General features: G+C 41.6%; 17 protein-coding genes and 9 tRNA genes. 21 read left to right on the forward strand and 5 right to left on the reverse strand.

Annotated elements, in window-relative coordinates:
* Window position 1 precedes the first annotated feature (1 nt).
* Window positions 2-1,090, reverse strand: coding sequence for a peptide chain release factor 1 (gene prfA / locus CXF93_RS16150; protein ID WP_101063586.1), 1,089 nt, complete (start codon window positions 1,088-1,090; stop codon window positions 2-4).
* A gap of 240 nt (window positions 1,091-1,330) precedes the next feature.
* Entirely contained in the window at window positions 1,331-2,581 is a 1,251-nt protein-coding gene (gene hemA / locus CXF93_RS16155) for a glutamyl-tRNA reductase (RefSeq protein ID WP_101063567.1), read from the reverse strand.
* Between the two features lie 151 nt (window positions 2,582-2,732).
* On the opposite strand from hemA, the gene lolB reads away from it, so the two are divergent.
* The 15 genes from lolB to CXF93_RS16230 all read left to right on the forward strand — a co-directional run bounded on the left by lolB (window position 2,733) and on the right by CXF93_RS16230 (window position 10,802).
* Window positions 2,733-3,344: a lipoprotein insertase outer membrane protein LolB gene (gene lolB / locus CXF93_RS16160; protein WP_101063568.1), complete on the forward strand. Its 612-nt coding sequence runs from the start codon at window positions 2,733-2,735 to the stop codon at window positions 3,342-3,344.
* The gene (gene ispE, locus CXF93_RS16165) at window positions 3,328-4,179 is read left to right on the forward strand and encodes a 4-(cytidine 5'-diphospho)-2-C-methyl-D-erythritol kinase (RefSeq protein ID WP_101063569.1); all 852 of its coding nucleotides are present in this window, start codon (window positions 3,328-3,330) and stop codon (window positions 4,177-4,179) included. The genes lolB and ispE overlap by 17 nt, the downstream gene beginning before the upstream one ends.
* A gap of 143 nt (window positions 4,180-4,322) precedes the next feature.
* Window positions 4,323-5,267 (forward strand): ribose-phosphate pyrophosphokinase, encoded by a 945-nt coding sequence (locus CXF93_RS16170; RefSeq protein ID WP_157824460.1) that lies wholly within the window; start codon window positions 4,323-4,325, stop codon window positions 5,265-5,267.
* Between the two features lie 302 nt (window positions 5,268-5,569).
* Complete coding sequence (gene pth / locus CXF93_RS16175; protein WP_101063571.1) at window positions 5,570-6,160, forward strand: aminoacyl-tRNA hydrolase; 591 nt, start codon at window positions 5,570-5,572, stop codon at window positions 6,158-6,160.
* A gap of 88 nt (window positions 6,161-6,248) precedes the next feature.
* On the forward strand, window positions 6,249-7,340 hold the full coding sequence (gene ychF / locus CXF93_RS16180; RefSeq protein WP_101063572.1) for a redox-regulated ATPase YchF: 1,092 nt from the start codon (window positions 6,249-6,251) through the stop codon (window positions 7,338-7,340).
* A gap of 394 nt (window positions 7,341-7,734) precedes the next feature.
* Window positions 7,735-7,811 (forward strand) — tRNA-Met (locus CXF93_RS16185).
* A 16-nt stretch (window positions 7,812-7,827) separates the two neighbouring features.
* Window positions 7,828-7,902 (forward strand) — tRNA-Gln (locus CXF93_RS16190).
* Between the two features lie 104 nt (window positions 7,903-8,006).
* Window positions 8,007-8,091: transfer RNA gene (locus CXF93_RS16195), tRNA-Leu, on the forward strand.
* A 50-nt stretch (window positions 8,092-8,141) separates the two neighbouring features.
* Window positions 8,142-8,216 (forward strand) — tRNA-Gln (locus CXF93_RS16200).
* Window positions 8,217-8,312: 96 nt separating this feature from the next.
* Window positions 8,313-8,397 (forward strand) — tRNA-Leu (locus tag CXF93_RS16205).
* A gap of 36 nt (window positions 8,398-8,433) precedes the next feature.
* Window positions 8,434-8,508: transfer RNA gene (locus CXF93_RS16210), tRNA-Gln, on the forward strand.
* Window positions 8,509-8,558: 50 nt separating this feature from the next.
* Window positions 8,559-8,635 (forward strand) — tRNA-Met (locus CXF93_RS16215).
* Window positions 8,636-8,658: 23 nt separating this feature from the next.
* Window positions 8,659-8,743 (forward strand) — tRNA-Leu (locus CXF93_RS16220).
* A gap of 41 nt (window positions 8,744-8,784) precedes the next feature.
* Window positions 8,785-8,859: transfer RNA gene (locus CXF93_RS16225), tRNA-Gln, on the forward strand.
* Between the two features lie 332 nt (window positions 8,860-9,191).
* Window positions 9,192-10,802 (forward strand): methyl-accepting chemotaxis protein, encoded by a 1,611-nt coding sequence (locus tag CXF93_RS16230; protein ID WP_101063573.1) that lies wholly within the window; start codon window positions 9,192-9,194, stop codon window positions 10,800-10,802.
* Between the two features lie 19 nt (window positions 10,803-10,821).
* Here CXF93_RS16230 and CXF93_RS16235 read toward each other — a convergent pair whose 3' ends face one another.
* Window positions 10,822-11,994 (reverse strand): FAD-dependent oxidoreductase, encoded by a 1,173-nt coding sequence (locus CXF93_RS16235; RefSeq protein ID WP_101063574.1) that lies wholly within the window; start codon window positions 11,992-11,994, stop codon window positions 10,822-10,824.
* A gap of 224 nt (window positions 11,995-12,218) precedes the next feature.
* Here CXF93_RS16235 and miaB point away from each other — a divergent pair, with 224 nt between their 5' ends.
* The 5 genes from miaB (at window position 12,219) to lnt (ending at window position 17,697) form a co-directional block, all read left to right on the forward strand.
* Window positions 12,219-13,646 carry a tRNA (N6-isopentenyl adenosine(37)-C2)-methylthiotransferase MiaB gene (gene miaB, locus CXF93_RS16240; RefSeq protein WP_101063575.1) on the forward strand — a complete coding sequence of 476 codons (1,428 nt, stop codon included), beginning with the start codon at window positions 12,219-12,221 and terminating at the stop codon, window positions 13,644-13,646.
* A 31-nt stretch (window positions 13,647-13,677) separates the two neighbouring features.
* Entirely contained in the window at window positions 13,678-14,706 is a 1,029-nt protein-coding gene (locus tag CXF93_RS16245; protein ID WP_101063576.1) for a PhoH family protein, read from the forward strand.
* Window positions 14,706-15,167: an rRNA maturation RNase YbeY gene (gene ybeY / locus CXF93_RS16250; protein ID WP_101063577.1), complete on the forward strand. Its 462-nt coding sequence runs from the start codon at window positions 14,706-14,708 to the stop codon at window positions 15,165-15,167. Before CXF93_RS16245 ends, ybeY begins: the two co-directional genes overlap by 1 nt.
* A 42-nt stretch (window positions 15,168-15,209) precedes the next feature.
* Complete coding sequence (gene corC / locus CXF93_RS16255) at window positions 15,210-16,094, forward strand: CNNM family magnesium/cobalt transport protein CorC (RefSeq protein WP_101063578.1); 885 nt, start codon at window positions 15,210-15,212, stop codon at window positions 16,092-16,094.
* Window positions 16,095-16,185: 91 nt separating this feature from the next.
* On the forward strand, window positions 16,186-17,697 hold the full coding sequence (gene lnt, locus CXF93_RS16260; protein ID WP_255418847.1) for an apolipoprotein N-acyltransferase: 1,512 nt from the start codon (window positions 16,186-16,188) through the stop codon (window positions 17,695-17,697).
* Window positions 17,698-17,817: 120 nt separating this feature from the next.
* Here the strand turns inward: lnt and CXF93_RS16265 are convergent, their stop codons facing one another.
* On the reverse strand, window positions 17,818-18,192 hold the full coding sequence (locus tag CXF93_RS16265; RefSeq protein WP_101063580.1) for a SirB2 family protein: 375 nt from the start codon (window positions 18,190-18,192) through the stop codon (window positions 17,818-17,820).
* A gap of 191 nt (window positions 18,193-18,383) precedes the next feature.
* Here CXF93_RS16265 and CXF93_RS16270 point away from each other — a divergent pair, with 191 nt between their 5' ends.
* Window positions 18,384-19,013, forward strand: a complete 630-nt coding sequence (locus tag CXF93_RS16270; protein WP_101063581.1) for an MBL fold metallo-hydrolase — start codon at window positions 18,384-18,386, stop codon at window positions 19,011-19,013.
* A 134-nt stretch (window positions 19,014-19,147) separates the two neighbouring features.
* Here the strand turns inward: CXF93_RS16270 and CXF93_RS16275 are convergent, their stop codons facing one another.
* The gene (locus CXF93_RS16275) at window positions 19,148-19,786 is read right to left on the reverse strand and encodes a bifunctional 4-hydroxy-2-oxoglutarate aldolase/2-dehydro-3-deoxy-phosphogluconate aldolase (protein WP_101063582.1); all 639 of its coding nucleotides are present in this window, start codon (window positions 19,784-19,786) and stop codon (window positions 19,148-19,150) included.
* Between the last annotated feature and the right edge of the window lie 410 nt (window positions 19,787-20,196).

Consider the following 20,196-nt stretch of genomic DNA (forward strand, 5'->3'; position numbering starts at 1 on the left):
CCTAGTCTGCTTCAGCAAGTGCCGCTAACAGATCTGCTTGATGTTCCTGAGTGATAGGTTGGATCAATACATCTAACTCACCTTCCATCACTTCGTTTAGACGGTAAAGCGTTAAGTTGATGCGGTGATCACTCACACGGCCTTGCGGGTAATTATAAGTACGAATACGTTCAGAACGATCACCACTTGCGACTAGGCTACGACGAGTACTTTCTTCTTCAAGACGCACAACTTCATCGGCAGCCGCTTGAATACGCGCTTGTAGAATAGACATCGCACGGGCACGGTTTTTATGCTGTGAACGTTCGTCTTGGCACTCAACCACAGTACCCGTTGGAATGTGGGTAATACGGATAGCAGAATCGGTTTTATTTACGTGCTGACCACCCGCGCCTGATGCACGGAAAGTATCGACTTTAAGATCGGCAGTATTAATGCTAATCGCTTCTGACTCTGGCACTTCAGGCATAACCACAACAGTACAAGCTGAAGTATGGATACGACCTTGTGATTCAGTTTCTGGTACACGTTGTACACGGTGACCACCTGATTCAAACTTCATGGTGCCGAATACTGCGTCACCTTCCATCTTCACGATAACTTCTTTGTAACCGCCTTGATCACTGTCGCTTAAGTTCATAATAGATAAGCGCCAGCCTTTTTTCTCAGCATAGCGGCTGTACATGCGGTAAAGGTCGCCCGCAAAGATTGCCGCTTCATCACCACCAGCACCAGCACGGATCTCTAAGAAACAGTTATTACTGTCATTTGGATCGCGTGGTAACAGTAAAACTTCTAGTTCATCACTGATACGGGCAACGGTTGCTTTGCTTTCTTTATATTCTTCAACAGCCATTTCACGCATATCAGGATCTTCATCCTTGAGCATCTCTTCTGCTGATTCAAAATCTTCTTTTGCTTCTTGATATTCTTTAAAGCAAGAAACTAACTCTTCTAATTGCGCGTATTCTTTAGTTAAGGCACGGTAACGGTCCTGATCACTGATGATCGCTGGTTCACTTAATAATGCTTGAACTTCTTCATGACGTTCGATTAAGGCTTCTAATTTTGTAATGATCGATGCTTTCATCTTTACTCTCGTATTACCGTTAAATAGATCACTGAAGTCTGACATAGGCGGCTTCAGCAATTGGATATGAATTATTTCTTTGTTGTGATCGGCAAGGATACCTATATGTAAGGAAATAGTCGATTGCTTTCCGAACATTTACCTTGGATATAGCAAATATATGCCAAACAATTTGAAATAGACGAAGCCGTTGTTAATCGATAAAGACAATTACCAACGGTTTATTTAAGGAAGTGGCTGTTATTCAAGACCGACAACACGACGCACTAATAACAATTCGTCATCTTGCTTACGTTTACCTGCACTAACCAAGGCTTGTGTTGGTGCATGGATGAGTTTATTGGTTAATTTATTGGCTAATTCTGTTAGTACGCGTTCACAGTCAGTGCCGTTTTGCATCGCTGCAATAGCGCGTTCGAGTAATATATCTTTTTCAGCCATGGCCGCAGTGCGGTATTCTTTAATTGAATCAACACTGGATAGTGATGCTATCCATTCTGAAAATAGCTCGGTTTCTTCAGTGATAATGTATTCAGCTTGCTGCGCCGCATCTTGACGTGCTTCTTTATTCTGTTCGATAATACCTTGTAGATCATCGACGGTATAAAGATAGGCATTACCTAACTCTCCGACTTCTTCTTCAATATCCCGTGGTACGGCAATATCAACCAAAAAGATCGGTTTTTGCTTACGTTGTTTGAGCGCACTTTCAATCATACCTTTACCAATAATCGGTAACGGACTCGCGGTTGAACTGATAACAATATCAGCATTGTGTAAATGCTGTGGGATCTCTTCAAGTGTGAACGTTGTTGCACCAAACTTTTCACCCAACGCTTGTGCGCGGGAAACGGTACGATTGGCAACCATCATTTCCGAGACATTTTGCTCGGCCAGATGGGTCGCAACCAACTCAATAGTTTCACCTGCACCAATCAGCAATACTCGGGTTTTCGATAAGTCATCAAAGATATGTTTACTTAAACTTACCGCAGCAAAGGCCACGGAGACCGCATTGGCACCAATTTCGGTTTCGGTGCGTACCCGTTTTGCAGCAGTAAAAGTTTTTTGGAATAGTTTATCAAGTACTTGAGAAACACTGCTCAACTGTTTGGCTTTGGCAAAAGATTGTTTTATCTGACCTAAAATTTGCGGTTCACCTAATACCAGTGAATCTAAACCACCCGCAACACGCATCAGATGATGCACAGCATCGGCATCATAATAACGATAGGTACAAGAGGCTAATTCATCTGCAGGCAGATGGTGGAAATCAACTAACCATTGGGTGACACGTTCGGGTAAGCCTTGCTCAATTTTGCAATATATTTCAGTACGATTACAGGTTGACACAATCACCGCTTCCGAGACGATGCCGTCGGCCATAATGCTGGCAAAGGCATCCTCAATATTGTCTGGTGAAAAAGCTACCTTTTCACGAAGTGATACAGGTGCCGTATTATGATTTATACCAAGTGCTAACAGAGTCATGTATTACTTACAGTGAATAGTTGTAAAAATAGATAAGGAGGCCATTCTACGCAAAAAGTATGAATTTTTAAAGTGACAAAACCATGCATATCTGTTTTTATAAGCCCATGCTTGCTCTTTATCATCATTAGTTTATTTTTTTGAGTATCTTATGACATTTCAGCGTTCTATTTACATTGTTATTCTCAGCGTATTCTTAAATGCTTGTAGTACCACCACACAATTACCAGCGCCTATTGGTAGCCCGCAGCAATTATGGCAGCAACACCAAGTACAATTACAATCGATACAAACTTGGCAACTGCAAGGGCAGATCGCTTTTATCACCCCCGATGACCGTAATTCCGCAACGTTAAACTGGCAGCAGTTGACCCAAGACTTTAATATCAATCTAACCGGTCCTTTTGGTATTCACGTGCTCACTATCAAACGCAGTGATAACATTTCAACCCTTATTCTCGATGATGATCGCCAATACCAAGATCAAAATACTCAAACCTTGATTAACCAGCTCAGTCCGATACCGATACCGGTGAATGAGTTACGCGCTTGGATCCTTGGCGATCCATTAACTGACGATGTGCAACTCGACAATTACGGCCGTGTAACTCAAGCTAATCATCCACTTGGCTGGCACATCAGTTATACTAAGTATCAATTAATCGATTCTATTTGGTTACCGAAAAATATAGTCATCAAACAAGACGACCTGCGTATAAAAATCACGACTCGAAACTGGAAATTAAATGCAACACAAGATTAGCCATTGGTCAGCCCCTGCAAAACTGAATTTATTTCTGTATATTAACGGCCGTCGCCCCGATGGCTACCACGAACTGCAAACCTTATTTCAGTTTGTTGATATCGGCGATGAGTTAGCTATCAGTCCAAATCTGAGTGATCGCATCACCATTACCCCAGCGATCCCTGGTGTCCCGCTAACCGACAATATCATCTATCAAGCTGCTATGGTTTTGAAAACACATTCATCATTACCTCTCGGGGCTGATATTACCTTAACCAAAAACCTGCCTATGGGCGGAGGTTTAGGCGGTGGCTCTTCAGACGCAGCAACAACCTTAGTCGCACTTAATCAGCTTTGGAAATTAAACCTTGATGAAGAACAACTCGCTGCGATTGGTCTTAAGCTCGGAGCCGACGTACCCGTGTTTGTTCGTGGCCATGCCGCGTTCGCCGAAGGGATTGGTGAAGAGATTACCCCAATAGAGGTGGAAGAGCAGTATTATCTTATTGTCGTACCTGACACACACGTCAACACGGCAAAATTATTTTCCGATCCAGAACTGATCCGTGATACGCCAAAACGCCCGCTGAATCAGTTGTTACGAGACGAATGGAAAAATGACTTTGAACCAACTGTGAAAAAACGTCATCCCGAGGTTGCAAAAGCATTAGAGTGGTTGCTAAAATGTGCGCCATCTCGACTGACAGGTTCCGGTTGCTGTGTTTTCTCTGAATTTAAAACTAAGTCTGCCGCATTAGCCGCATTAGCTAACGCGCCTAAAAACATGCAAATTTATCTTGCGAAGGGCTTAAATAAATCGCCACTATTGCATGACTTAGAAAGACAGGTTTAAACTTTAGTTCAGTACCGAATATCTGTTAAATAAGTTGTTACCAAATTCTAAGAGATTAATGCTGGGGATCTCTACTAAACAGTTCGCTGTTTAGGAGTATAATTATATCCCAGCCAAATACATCGATTACCTGAGGTTACACCGTGCCCGACATGAAACTCTTTGCTGGTAACGCTACACCAGAACTAGCTCAAAAAGTTGCTGAACGCCTTTTCATCCAACTTGGTAAAGCCAAAGTTGGTCGCTTTAGCGATGGCGAAATTAGCGTTGAAATTGAAGAAAATGTACGTGGTGGAGATATCTTCATCCTACAATCAACTTGTGCACCAACTAACGACAACCTAATGGAACTGATCGTTATGGTTGATGCGATGCGTCGTGCATCTGCTGGTCGTATTACTGCTGTTATTCCTTACTTTGGTTATGCTCGTCAAGATCGTCGTGTACGTTCTTCTCGTGTGCCAATTACAGCAAAAGTTGTAGCTGATTTCCTTTCAAGTGTTGGTGTTGACCGCGTATTAACGGTTGATCTACATGCTGAACAAATTCAGGGTTTCTTCGATGTACCTGTTGATAATGTATTTGGTACGCCAGTATTATTAGCTGATATGCAAGAAAAAAATCTTGAAAACCCAGTTATCGTATCTCCTGATATCGGTGGTGTTGTACGTGCACGTGCTAACGCTAAATTACTTGACGAAGCTGACCTTGCGATTATCGACAAACGTCGTCCAAAAGCAAACGTAGCACAAGTAATGCACATTATTGGTGACGTTAAAGACCGTGATTGCATCCTAGTTGATGACATGATCGATACTGGCGGTACTTTATGTGCAGCCGCTGTTGCATTAAAGAAAAATGGCGCGAAACGTGTATTTGCTTACGCGACTCACCCAGTATTCTCAGGTAACGCAGTAGAAAACCTACGTGGTTCTTGCATTGATGAGATCATTGTAACGGATTCTATTCCATTATCTCCTGAAGTTGCTGCTATGCCGAACGTACGCGTATTAAGCTTAAGCCCTATGCTTGCTGAATCAATTCGCCGCGTTAGCAACGAAGAATCAATATCTGCAATGTTTAAATAATTTAGACTACTTTTTGAATCGTTTTTAAATAATTAAAAAATAGTTCGGTAACTAAAATTTAAGCAATGCAATAAAACCGAGTTTGGTACGCCAGGCTCGGTTTTTTAGTTCTATTAACCTCAATTTCTAGTGCTATATAACCTCAGTTTTTCAACGTCGCGACCCACAATGCAGCCTTTGACTCATCCGCCAGTTGAGCTTTGCGCTCACACAAGGTAAAATAGCGCGTTTTTTATCCAATGGGTAAGGTTCGATTCACTCGAACACTCATTAAGCACTCATTACAGTAATATAGGTATACCATGAGCAACGACATTCGTTTAATTGTCGGCCTGGCTAATCCAGGACAAGAATACAGCCGCACACGTCATAATGCCGGTGCTTGGTTTATTAACGAATTAGCAAAGTGGCACAACACGCAATTACGTGAAGAAGCAAAATATTTTGGTTATACAGCCCGCATCAATGTGGCAGGCCAAGATGTGCGCTTACTTGTACCAACCACATTCATGAATTTAAGTGGTAAATCAGTCGCTGCGATTGCCAAGTTTTACCAGATAGATGTAACCGAAATTTTAGTGGTTCATGATGAGTTAGATTTACCACCAGGCGTGGCTAAGTTTAAACAAGGCGGTAGCCACGGTGGCCATAATGGTCTGAAAGACATTATAAGTAAAATGGCCAACAGCAAAGAATTTTTCCGTTTGCGCATAGGCATTGGCCATCCCGGTAGCAAAGAACAAGTAACCGGTTATGTACTTGGCAAAGCACAAAAGATAGAACAAGAACAAATGGATGCAGCGATTGATGAAGCAGTGCGCTGTATCGATGTTTTAGCTAAAGATGGCATGATTAAAGCGATGAGTCGCTTACATACATTTAAAGCACAATAGTTAATAAAAACAAACAATTTAACACATACAACTAACATCATTACTTGTATGTACCAATTTTAGTGTCATAGCAAATAAGGTAAATAACATGGGTTTTAAATGCGGTATCGTAGGCTTACCAAACGTAGGTAAATCAACACTATTTAATGCATTAACACAAGCTGGTATCGAAGCTGCCAACTTCCCATTCTGCACAATTGAGCCAAATACCGGTGTGGTTCCAGTGCCAGATAAGCGTTTAGATGCATTATCTGCGATCGTAAACCCTGAACGTGTATTGCCAACTACGATGGAATTCGTTGATATCGCAGGCTTAGTAGCAGGCGCATCAAAAGGTGAAGGTCTAGGTAATAAATTCCTAGCGAACATCCGTGAAACAGACGCAATTGGTCATGTTGTACGTTGTTTTGAAGATGACAACATCATTCACGTCAACAACAAAATCTCACCATTAGATGACATCGAAATCATCAACACTGAACTTGCACTAGCCGATCTAGACAGCTGTGAACGCGCAGTGTTACGCTTAGCTAAAAAAGCCAAAGGCGGCGATAAAGACGCTAAATTTGAAGTACCAGTGATTGAAAAAATCATGGCTCACCTTGGTGAAGGCGAAATGATCCGTTCTTTAGAACTATCTAAAGAAGAAGTTGCTGCAATTGAATACATGAATTTCTTAACGCTAAAACCAACAATGTACATTGCCAACGTTGCTGAAGATGGCTTTGAAGATAACGCATTCTTAGATTCAGTACGTGAACTTGCTGCAACAGAAAATGCAGTCGTTGTTGCTATCTGTGCATCAATGGAATCAGACATCGCTGAACTTGAAGATGAAGAACGAGCAGAGTTCATGGAAGACATGGGTATCGAAGAACCGGGTCTTAACCGTGTAATTCGTGCAGGTTACGAGCTACTAACACTGCAAACTTATTTCACTGCAGGCGTTAAAGAAGTACGAGCATGGACGATTCCAGTAAACGCAACTGCACCACAAGCAGCGGGCAAGATCCATACTGACTTCGAGAAAGGCTTCATCCGCGCAGAAGTTATCCCTTATGCTGCATTCATCGAAAATAAAGGTGAAGCAGGCGCTAAGACCGCAGGTCAATGGCGTCTAGAAGGTAAAGATTACATCGTTAAAGATGGTGATGTGGTACATTTCCGTTTCAACGTATAATTGCACTTAAGCTAAGCGACTTAAGAAAGTTAAGCTAAAAAATTAGCTTAACTTTAGAGTAAGCACAATAAGCGCTGGCAATAGCCGGCGTTTTTTATTTTTATGCTTAGTCGCAACGCTATTTGCCTAGAAACAATGAGGCATTAGTTAAAATAATGAAATACAGATCAAATCGTTAAATAATTCGCAATCCTCTTTAGCAATGTTGAATTATCCACGTTTGCACTTTTTCTACAAATAGCATAGAGTGACAACAGGATTAGTACAGAATTTCAACAGGTGCAGCAAAATATGTTTTTATACTAAAAAACAGTTGACGAATATCGCTGTAATTAGCATAATGCGCCCCGTTCCAACGAAACAGTTAACTGCTAGTCGGAATGCGATTTAAGATGGCCATGTAGCTCAGCTGGTTAGAGCACAGCATTCATAATGCTGGGGTCACAGGTTCAAGTCCCGTCATGGCCACCATCTTAATTCGAATTGTAGGGATATCGCCAAGCGGTAAGGCACCGGGTTTTGATCTCGGGATTCTGAGGTTCAAATCCTCATATCCCTGCCATTATATAAACGATTGGCTATTATTAGCGGATTGTTAAATTTATAAACGCTGTTACACATTAATTTGTTTAACACTACCAAGTTTATAAATACAAAGAATATTGTGCGGAAGTGGCGGAATTGGTAGACGCGCTAGATTTAGGTTCTAGTATTGCAAAGTGTGAGAGTTCAAGTCTCTCCTTCCGCACCATGCTTTAACATGACTTACTTAGTAATAAGTAATGTTCATGAACAGATTGTAGGGATATCGCCAAGCGGTAAGGCACCGGGTTTTGATCTCGGGATTCTGAGGTTCAAATCCTCATATCCCTGCCATATACCAACACAGACTTCGGTCAGTGTTAACTTTATAAGGTTTATTGAACTCTAACCATTCAATACTACCAACCTTGTAAAGATAAAGAATATTGTGCGGAAGTGGCGGAATTGGTAGACGCGCTAGATTTAGGTTCTAGTATTGCAAAGTGTGAGAGTTCAAGTCTCTCCTTCCGCACCATGCTTTAAGTACGACTTCGGTTGTATGAAGAATTGTAGGGATATCGCCAAGCGGTAAGGCACCGGGTTTTGATCTCGGGATTCTGAGGTTCAAATCCTCATATCCCTGCCACTTTTATTTTATTCGTATTTATACGGGTAGAATGAAAAAAAAGTAAGAATGGCCATGTAGCTCAGCTGGTTAGAGCACAGCATTCATAATGCTGGGGTCACAGGTTCAAGTCCCGTCATGGCCACCATTCTTATTTTAAAATAAAACATTGCGGAAGTGGCGGAATTGGTAGACGCGCTAGATTTAGGTTCTAGTATTGCAAAGTGTGAGAGTTCAAGTCTCTCCTTCCGCACCATGTTTTATTGCACAATACAGCCATGCTGTAGAAAGATTTGTAGGGATATCGCCAAGCGGTAAGGCACCGGGTTTTGATCTCGGGATTCTGAGGTTCAAATCCTCATATCCCTGCCACTTTTTCTAATTTACTTCCCCCCTTTAATACCTCTGCTAAATTCTAAATTCTAAATTCTAAATTCTAAATTCAGCATTTTAAAGATGAATGTCATTATTACGCAAATTTTATTCCCCCTCATTGTCACTATCAGTTAGTCATATCCTTACATTCCACTTAATTAACTTATTTTTTACATTTGCGCTAAGAAAATACCTCTTTTGGCCGATATCCTATCTGTACCAACATTAATTTGTTACGATTAACCCTACTAATAACAGTAGAATTAAAATACCAATGATGATCAGTAAGTGGTTGATCTATTTTGGTTGGTTTCAGATGGGAAGAAACAATGTTAAAAAATGTCTCTATAGCTAAAAAAATAAACCTCGCATTGAGCAGTCTGTTTATCCTGATCCTCGCGATTTCAGCGTTATCACAAAGTAAGCAAGAAACAGCCTTGGTTTTATCTATTTTAGAACAACAAGCCCATGAGCAAGCTGATACTTACTTCGATAGTTTAAATACCATGATGCTCACTGGCAGTATCGGTCAACGTGAAACCTTGCGTCACAAAATGCTAGAGAACGATAACATTGCCGATATCCGTATCGTCAGAGCAGATAAGGTTAATCAGCTGTATGGTCCAGGCTTAGCCAGCGAGCAAATCAAAGATGACTTTGACCGCCGCGCACTTGCAGGTGAAGATATCACCCAAGTTATTAGCACGCCAGAAGGTGAAACGCTATTAATCACCAAACCTCTTATCGCATCAAAAAATTACCGTGGTACTGATTGCACAGCTTGTCACAATGCCAAAGAAGGCGATGTACTCGGCGCAGTCAGACTCGAATACTCCCTGACCCACTTCTACCAACAAGTACAACAAAACATTTTACGCTCGAGTGCGATCTTAGCCGTGGTGTTATTTGCCGGTTTACTACTCACCCTATTCATCATTCGTAAAGTTATCCTCAAGCCTATTAGCGAACTGACCGACAGCATGGAACTCGCCAGTGATACCCAAGATGTCACGACTCTTATTGAAGTCAAAAACCATGACGAAATTGGCCGTATGGTCACCGCGTTTAATTACATGATGAGTAATTTCCATTACAGCCTGACTCATGTACTCAATACCGCTGAACAATTAGAAGATATCTCAACTAAGCTGAGTACCGCATCAACGCAAACCTATAACTCGGCGAATCAACAGAAACAAGAAGCCGCAACCATTAACGCTAGTATCGCGACCATGCAGACTCAGGTTGAAGATATTAAGACAAAAGCGACAATGACCACGGTAGCATCCACACAAGCGGCATTACAAACGGATAAAGGTAATGTTTTAGCCACTGCCACCATTGATGAAATAAGCATACTGACAACACAGCTTGATCACGTCGTCGATAAAATGCATCTACTGGGTGAACAAACCAATAACGTCACCAAAATCTTAGGGGTGATTAATTCCATTTCCGAACAGACCAATTTACTCGCGCTAAATGCCGCTATCGAAGCAGCTCGAGCAGGGGAAAGTGGTCGTGGTTTTGCAGTAGTAGCAGAAGAAGTACGAGCATTAGCGATTAAGACCAATAACTCAACCAAAGAAATACAAACCATTGTCAGTTCATTGATTGAAACATCAAACAGCTCGTTTTCTGCGATGGATACCGCCAAAGTAACAGCGGCAGAAGGCGCGATCAAAGTATCGCAATTAGCAGATATGTTAAATGAAATTGCCCGGGAAATGCAGGAGATCAATCAGCTCAACGATTCCGTTACCGAGTCATCGATAACGCAACAAGAACTGACCACTGATATTCAACACAACATTGAAATGATTGCCGTTCACTCGGATGAAACAACGGTAGTAGCAACGCACGCAAACAGTATCAGCCAAGACTTACTCAGCCACTCAACGGAGCTACTCGCGAAAGTAAAAGAGTTTAAATTAAGTTAAGCGTCATCGTTAATAACCGCTAACTTAAACCAATCGCATAGCGCAGCGCCTGACGCTTTAACGGTCCGGCGCGTTGTGCGACTGCAAGTCCAAGATTACGCAGTAGCTTAATTGGCGCGGAGTTATTACTGAATACCGAATAAAACAGATCCATGCTGGTTTGCATTAATAGGTTATCTGGCCTTCTCGTGCGCTGGTATTGTTTTAATAGCGCTTCAGTATCCCACGCTTCCCCTTCAATAACGGCACTTCTAATGAGTTCGCATAACACATTCACATCTTTAAAACCGATATTAACGCCCTGCCCTGCTAATGGGTTAATTGTATGCGCAGCATCCCCCAGTAACACCACTCGGCCTTTATAATACTGCTGAGCATGACGACGGGTTAACGGGAATGAACCGTGATTAGTAATTTCAAATTCACCAATTAAATCAGGAAAGTGTTGTTGAACTTCCTTCTTCAGTTCGGCGTTAGATAACTTACTTAGATAATTGATTTGCGCCGTTTGATGATACCAAACCAACGATGCCTTATGACCCGGTAACGGTAATAGCGCCATTGGTCCTGTCGGCGAAAACTCCTGCCAGGTCACGTCTTGTTGTGCTTGCTCGGTATCAATATTAATTAACATACAATTTTGACGATAATCCCAGCTGCTAATACCAATATTACTCTGATGACGAATAATTGAATTGGCACCATCAGCGGCCAGCACTAACTTAGCACGTAACTTAACCCCTGATGTCAGTATGATCTCTGCGTGATCGCGGTACTGCGCTAGCGTGGCGACTTTCTCTGGGCACATTAACTGCACATTTTCATGCCGTTTCATCGCTTCGAGCAAACCTAACTGGATCACCCGATTTTCAATTATGTAGCCTAACTTATCATGACCAATATCGTTAGCATGGAACTTAGTCTCACAACCACCTTGATCCCAAGTTTCCAAACGACGGTAAGGACAAAGACGCATTTCTCTGATGTTACTCCAAGCACCTGTCGCAACAAGCAACTGTTGAGAGGCCAAACTGATTGCCGATACACGCAAATCCATTGGTTGCTCAAATGAGAACGCAGCTGGCACTTCCGCTTCAATTATCGCAATCTTAAGTCCCGAAGGTGCGAGTAAATTAGCGGTACTGGCACCGACCATCCCACCACCAACAATAATTACATCAAATTCCTGCATCGTGCTTCCTGAACCGTTTAAGGATAAATTCTTATCTGAATCAGAATTCTACCAAGCTTTACGTCTAAATGATTGCTTTGTGCAATGAAAGTTACAGTAAATTTATGCATAGAAGCACAGATAACGTCTAGTCAACAGCGTATTAAGGCAGTAGAATACGCGATCTTCTGTGTGTTCTCACACAACCCGAATATAGCAATAAATAATAAAGAGCAACGTGGATAATGAGTAAAAAACTGCACATTAAAACCTGGGGCTGCCAGATGAACGAATACGATTCATCAAAAATGGCAGATTTGTTAAATGCCGAAAATGGTTTTGAACTGACTGACAACCCAGAGGAAGCGGATGTTCTTCTATTAAACACCTGTTCTATCAGAGAAAAAGCGCAAGAAAAAGTATTCCACCAACTTGGCCGTTGGAAAAAGCTAAAAAAACGCAATCCAAAATTAGTGATTGGGGTTGGTGGCTGCGTCGCATCACAAGAAGGTGCTGAGATTCAAAAACGCGCACCGATTGTAAACCTAGTATTTGGTCCGCAGACACTGCACCGTTTACCAGAAATGATCGTCGACGCCCAAGCCGGTAAAAAAGGCCTGGTTGATGTTAGTTTCCCTGAAATCGAAAAGTTTGACCGTTTACCAGAGCCGCGTGCCGAAGGTGTATCTGCATTCGTTTCTATTATGGAAGGCTGTTCAAAATACTGTACGTTCTGCGTAGTACCTTATACTCGTGGCGAAGAAGTAAGTCGTCCACTTGACGATATCTTATACGAGATAGCCCAACTGGCAGAACAAGGTGTACGTGAAGTTAACCTACTAGGTCAAAATGCCAACGCATACCGTGGTGAAATGCACGACAATGATATGTGTTCATTTGCAGACCTGTTACGTTATGTTGCTGCGATTGATGGTATCGACCGTATTCGTTATACCACTAGCCATCCAATTGAGTTCACTAGCGATATCGTTGAAGTATATCAAGATACACCGGAAGTGGTGTCACACTTACACTTACCAGTACAGTCAGGTTCAGACCGAATCTTGACCTTGATGAAGCGTGCTCATACAGCCATTGAATATAAATCATTGATCCGTAAACTGCGTAAAGCACGTCCGGGCTTAGTTATGAGCTCAGATTTCATCATTGGTTTCCCTGGTGAAAGCAAGCAAGACTTCGCTGATACCATGAAACTGATTGAAGACATCGAATACGATATCAGCTTCAGCTTTATCTACAGCGCACGTCCTGGTACGCCTGCTGCAGATTTACCTGATGATGTATCGTTAGAAGAAAAGAAAGAACGTTTGAAAATTCTACAAACGCGTATTAGCCAAATGTCACAAAAAATTGGTCGTGACATGGTTAACACAACACAACGTATTCTAGTTGAAGGTCCATCGAAGAAAAACATCATGGAACTGACTGGCCGCACCGAGAATAACCGTGTCGTTAACTTCGAAGGTTCACCGGACCTCATCGGTACCTTTGTTGATGTCGACATTGTTGATGTATTCCCTAACTCTATCCGTGGTGTATTCATCCGCGGTGAAGATGAGATGGGTCTACGTAGTGACACTAAACCAAGCGAGATCTTGGCACGCACTACGAATCAACCAAATGAGCTAGGTGTTGCTAAGTTCAACCCATAAGAGCTAGACTTAGAGCCATTAATGATCGTTAATGGCTCTGCCTAATGAGACTATTTTGAATAAAAATACGACAACGCTCGATATATTTTTAGAACCAGTCGACAGCGCAAGGCTCGCACATTTGTGTGGCCCGTTTGATGACAACCTTAAACAACTAGAACGTCGTTTAGAAGTTGAAATTACGTATCAAAATAATCAATTCCATATTACCGGTAACCCAGTTAATGCCCATTGTTGCATGGATATTCTTCGTAATCTTTATGTCGAGACTCAGCCTGTTAAAGGCCAAGTAATCGACATTGAACCGGAAAAAATCCACTTAGCAATACAAGCATGCAGATTAGTCGAACCTGAAGCAACTGTAAAAGTCGCCAGCTTTAATACAGTGATTAAGACTAAGCGCGGTATAATAAAACCCCGTAGTGACAATCAAGCCAATTACATTGCCAATATTTTAACCCATGATATAACCTTTGGTATTGGCCCTGCAGGTACAGGTAAAACTTATTTAGCCGTAGCTGCTGCCGTCGATGCATTAGAACGTCAAGAAGTACGCCGTATATTACTGACACGCCCAGCCGTTGAAGCAGGTGAAAAATTAGGTTTTCTACCCGGTGATTTAAGCCAGAAAGTAGACCCTTATTTACGGCCATTATACGACGCGTTATTTGAAATGCTGGGTTTTGAAAAAGTGGAACGTTTAATTGAGCGCAATGTCATAGAAATAGCACCTCTTGCTTATATGCGTGGGCGCACATTAAACGATGCATTTATTATTTTAGATGAAAGTCAGAACACCACCATTGAACAAATGAAAATGTTTTTAACCCGTATCGGCTTTAATTCCAAAGCGGTGATCACTGGCGATATTACCCAAGTAGACTTACCAAAGCACATCACATCTGGTTTACGCCATGCAATGGATGTCCTTGAGCCAGTTAAAGAAATCAGTTTTAACATTTTCATATCTAATGATATTGTTCGCCACCCTGTTGTTGCAAAAATTGTCGATGCCTATGAACACTTTGAAAATGGCATTGCCCGTAAGGATGAAGACTAATGAATACCACACTAGATTTACAAATTGCGACAGAAGATGAACAGCAATTACCAACAGAACTACAATTTACAACTTGGCTAAATGCGGCGGTTAAACTGTTTCAAGAGAGCGCCGAAGTGACTATACGCATTGTTGATAACGAAGAAAGCCAACAATTGAATCGCGATTACCGTGGTAAAGACAAACCAACCAACGTACTGTCGTTTCCATTCGAAGTACCAGAAGGCATTGAATTAGACCTGCTTGGTGATTTGATCATCTGCAAACAAGTTGTTGAACGTGAAGCACTCGAGCAACAAAAGCCTTTGACCGCACATTGGGCGCACATGGTTATTCATGGAACTTTACATTTACTCGGCTATGATCATATTATCGATGAAGAAGCTGACGAGATGGAAGCGCTAGAAACCGAAATTATGCTAAAACTCGAATTTGAAGACCCCTATATTACTGAAAAGTAATATTAATATCATTAACCTTACTTAACTTAGGTACAACAAACTATGAACGACGACAAACCTCACTCGACTAACGGTTCATCAAAAAAAGGGTTTTTTGAAAAGTTTTCTCAATTATTCCAAGGTGAGCCGAGAAACAGAGAAGAGCTTGTAGAAGTCATCCAGGATGCAGAAAATCGCGAACTGATCGATCAAGACACCAAGGATATGATTGAAGGTGTACTCGAAGTCGCTGGACTGAAAGTACGCGATATTATGATCCCACGCTCACAGATGATTACCATCGACAAGAGCCAAGGTGTAGACGAATTTTTGCCAATCATGATTGACTCTGCGCACTCGCGCTTTCCGGTCGTCAATGAAGATAAAGATCATATCGAAGGGATCTTATTAGCCAAAGATCTGCTTAAATTTGTGTTTGCTGGTGAGTCGGATAGTTTTGAACTGTCATCGATTCTACGTCCAGCCGTTGTTGTACCAGAAAGTAAACGTGTTGATAAGCTCCTCAAAGAGTTTCGTTCTAAACGCTACCATATGGCCGTTGTGGTCGATGAATTTGGTGGTGTGTCAGGCCTTGTCACCATTGAAGATATTCTTGAAGAAATCGTTGGTGATATTGAAGACGAATTCGATGAAGATGAATCGGCACAAGAAGATATTCGTCGTATTAATAAAAGTGTATTCTCAGTGCAAGCATTGACACCCGTTGATGATTTCAATGATTACTTCTCATCACGCTTTAGCGATGATGAAGTGGATACCATAGGCGGTATGATTGCCCATGCATTTGGTCATTTACCAGAGCAAGGCGAAATTATTACTGTTGATGGATACCAATTTAAAGTCATTTCTGCTGACCGCCGCCGTATCATTCAGCTACAAGTGAAGATACCAGAAGCACAGCAAGAGCGCTTAGCTGAGTCCGCTTAACCGTCTCAGTGGCAAGTTAGTCCGCTTGTCGCTGTAAATCGCTACAAAGGAATAACCTATCAAATCACTGATTCATAAAATAAGTGCGCCACTGGCTGGTGCACTTAGCGTCTTTGCTTTTGCGCCGTTTGATTACACCATTAGCGTATACGTATCATTATTTGCCCTACTTTTTATTCTCGACAATAAATCAGCCAAGCACGCCGCAGGCTATGCTTTTCTGTGGGGACTTGGATTCTTCGTTGCCGGTCTTCATTGGATTGCAGTAAGTATCTTAGACTTTGGTGGTTTGCCTGTGCCTGTAGCGGCATTACTAGTGGTACTATTATGTGCTTATCTTGCTATATACCCAGCGCTTTGTGCTTATCTACTTAATCGTTTTACCTCACATTCGGCGTTACTACGCTACTTTGTGGCTTTCCCAACTATATGGTTAATCACAGATTGGTTACGTGGTTGGATCATGACCGGCTTTCCTTGGCTGCAATTTGGTTATAGCCAGATGGATACCCCTCTCGTTAGTTTCGCGCCAATACTCGGTGTTGAAGGCGTCACAGCGGCTGTTTGCTTGATAACCGCTAGCTTGTATTATGCTTACCGTGAACGTAAGTTAGTGCTACCCGCGCTGGTAATTACCGTTATCGTGATCTCAGCGGTGTCTTTAAAAGGCCTGCAATGGACAACGCCAGAAGCCGTAAAATCAATCGCCTTAGTGCAAGGTAATACTGATCAAGATGAAAAATGGTTACCAGAAAAACGCGCAGAGATCCTCAATCAATACTTAGCACTCAGTTTAGACAATACCGATGCAGATATTATCATCTGGCCAGAATCAGCGATCCCAGCATTAGAATTCCAAGTAAAAAATTATTTGGAATATGTAGCCGAATTAATGCGTGAAACCAATACCACGCTTATTACCGGCATTATTAACTATCAACGCGTAGACAATATTGATGAATATTACAATGCAGTGATCGTACTTGGTACGCCTGAACAAGATGCCAACCACTCGCCAGTAAATGACCGTTATTACAAGAATAAGCTGTTACCAATTGGAGAATTCGTCCCGTTTGAAGATCTGTTAAGACCAATTGCACCATTATTCAACTTGCCGATGTCATCATTTCAACGTGGTGGTGAAGAACAGCTAAACTTAGCCGCCAGTAACGTCCATATAGCCACAGCAATATGCTACGAGATAGCCTTCAACCAAACCTTAGTGAATACCGTAAAAGCTGATACCGGCTTTATTTTAACGGTCAGTAACGACGCTTGGTTTGGTACGTCTATTGGTCCGGATCAACATTTAGAGATCGCACGCATGCGGGCATTTGAATTCCAACGCCCCGTGCTCCGCAGTACCAATACCGGTATTACAGCGGTATATGATGCCCAAGGTAAAGAAGCTGGTCGTATCGCACAATTCAAAAAAGCGGTATTACGTGTTGATGTCATCCCATATCAAGGGACAACACCGTTTAACCGCTTTGGTAATACGCCATTGCTAATACTGGCATTGCTATTATTTACCTCGGTGCTTGGACACTATTTTTTCAGTAAGAACACGGTTGATAAAAATCAGCTTAAAAGCTCAGTATAAATCTCTGTAACCAAATTCTGAAAAAGAATACTGCTCAAAATACCGCAATAAAAATGGCACCGAAGTAGGTGCCATTTTTTTCATTAATTATCGATATTCATCAATAACAGAATCAAGCTTTTAAATAAATAACGCCACTTTAGTTTTAGCGATATAAAAAATCATCACAAAAAACACCATAGTTACCCCGATGCAAAACTGACGCAGTTTTAAATTCATCTTCGGCTTAAAGGCCAACATCGCAAACCCGACATAAGCAAATAACAACACAAACTTCTCAGTTACCCAGCCATCGATAAATGGATATTGATTGATCGTCACACATAAAGCTAAGCCAGATAAAATAAGCACTAGGTTAAGTACTTTATGAATCTTAAATAACAGCACATTGTTAATATATTCAGAGCCTTTAATCGCCCAAAATGTACGTAAAGCAAAACTTAACAAGCTAATTAACAGTAACGCCAGATGCGCTTGCAGTAATAATGGATACATAATAATTCCGTTAACAGAATAGAAATAAGGTTTATTATGATAACCAGCAATAAAAAATCTGTTTTGACCCAGATCATAACTTAACAATGATGTAACAATTTACACCGTATACTCTCGTCGTACAAATCGGTAAACTAGCGATATTATATATAGCTAAACAAACACAACTATCTAGCCAAGAGAGATAAGCAATGCAAGTTAAAGTCATTCCAGTTACGCCTTTTGAACAAAATTGCAGTCTATTAATCTGCCCTGAAACCAAGAAGGCCGCGATCGTTGATCCCGGTGGTGACATTGATAAGATTCTTAGCCAAGTAAATAAATACGGTGTAGAAGTAGAAAAGATCTTTCTAACCCATGGTCATATGGATCACGTTGGCGGCACTGAAGCACTTTCAGCGGCATTAAAGGTATCAATAGAAGGCCCACATATTGCCGACAAATTTTGGTTAGATCAATTACCGATGCAAGGACAAATGTTTGGTTTTCCAGAAGTACCGCCATTTGAACCACAACGCTGGTTAGAACACGGCGATACCATTACATTTGGTAATCAGCAATTAACTGCGCTACACACACCAGGCCATACTCCAGGTCATGTGGTATTTAATCACGCAGAGACTAAACAAGTTATTGTCGGTGATGTGCTGTTCAGTGGTTCGATAGGTCGTACTGATTTTCCACAAGGCTGCTTTAATACCTTGATGACTGCGATCAAAGGCCAGTTATGGACATTACCAGAAGAAACCGTATTCTTCCCGGGTCATGGACCAACGTCGACTATCGGTCATGAAAAAAGAACTAATCCTCACGTAAGATAACGTGTGAATTCAGGTAAGCTCAAGTCAGTGTAATGATGAGCCTGAATAAAAGAATTTAAGCCCAAGTATATGCAAATATAACTTGGGCTTATTTTTAGCTGAAAGCCATGCACATGGCCATTTATCAGTGGCTATTATTTAGCTTGTACTAACTGGCAAGTCTCACGAGCATTTTTAGCAATGGTATCCCAGTCATTATTAGTAATAGCAGCTGTTGTTGCGATCCAGCTACCTCCACAGGCAACAACTTGCGGTACAGCAAGATAGTCCATTACATTCGATGGTTTAATACCGCCTGTAGGCATCAATTTGATTTGGCTATAGGGTCCAACTAAGGCTTTCACCATGTTAACCCCACCCGATGCTTCCGCAGGGAAGAATTTAACCACCTTGATGCCAAGCTCTAAGGCTTGCTCGATTTGACTCGGGTTATTAATACCGGGAATAATTTTAATGCCATTATCAATGCAATAATTCACAGTGGTCGGGTTAAAGCCAGGGCTAATAATAAAGTCAGCACCCGCTGCTACCGCTTCATCCACTTGCGCTATGGTTAATACCGTTCCAGCACATAAGAGCACATTCGGAAACGCTGCGCGGATACGGCGAATAGATTCACCAGCAGCGGCACTACGAAAAGTGATTTCTGCCGCAGGTAAACCGTTATCAGATAATACTTCAACCAGTTTCACCGCATCATCGGCATTTTCAATTTGGATCACAGGCATCACAGCCAGTGCTGCTAACTGATCAATTAACGCATTATTTATCATTCCAATCCGAGTCCTTTTAATTGCATCATGAATAAATTAAGTTGGCTTTAATTTGCCATAGCTGATTCTATCACGAGCAATATAAAGAGGTTGAGAGAGGGGAGGTATTCGCACAATTATGTGCCATTTTTCATTGAATTTCAGGCATAAAAAAAGCCTCTATCTCTAATAAATAGTTTTAGATTCAGGCTTTCATTGTTTGTTGGCAAAGAGAAAGTGGACGACGGTTATAAATCACAACTCTCGGCCCTCGGCGTGACAGCCCGCTTTTTATAAATAGTCTACGACCACCATGGATGGTGGAAGTGCAGAAAAATGTAAGGAACATTTTCAGCACCAACTGAACGACTACTCCACACAATCTGTTTTTCTGTATGCCTAAATTTCAGGCATAAAAAAACCTGAATCAA

This window comes from Moritella sp. Urea-trap-13, assembly GCF_002836355.1.
Lineage (GTDB): Bacteria > Pseudomonadota > Gammaproteobacteria > Enterobacterales > Moritellaceae > Moritella.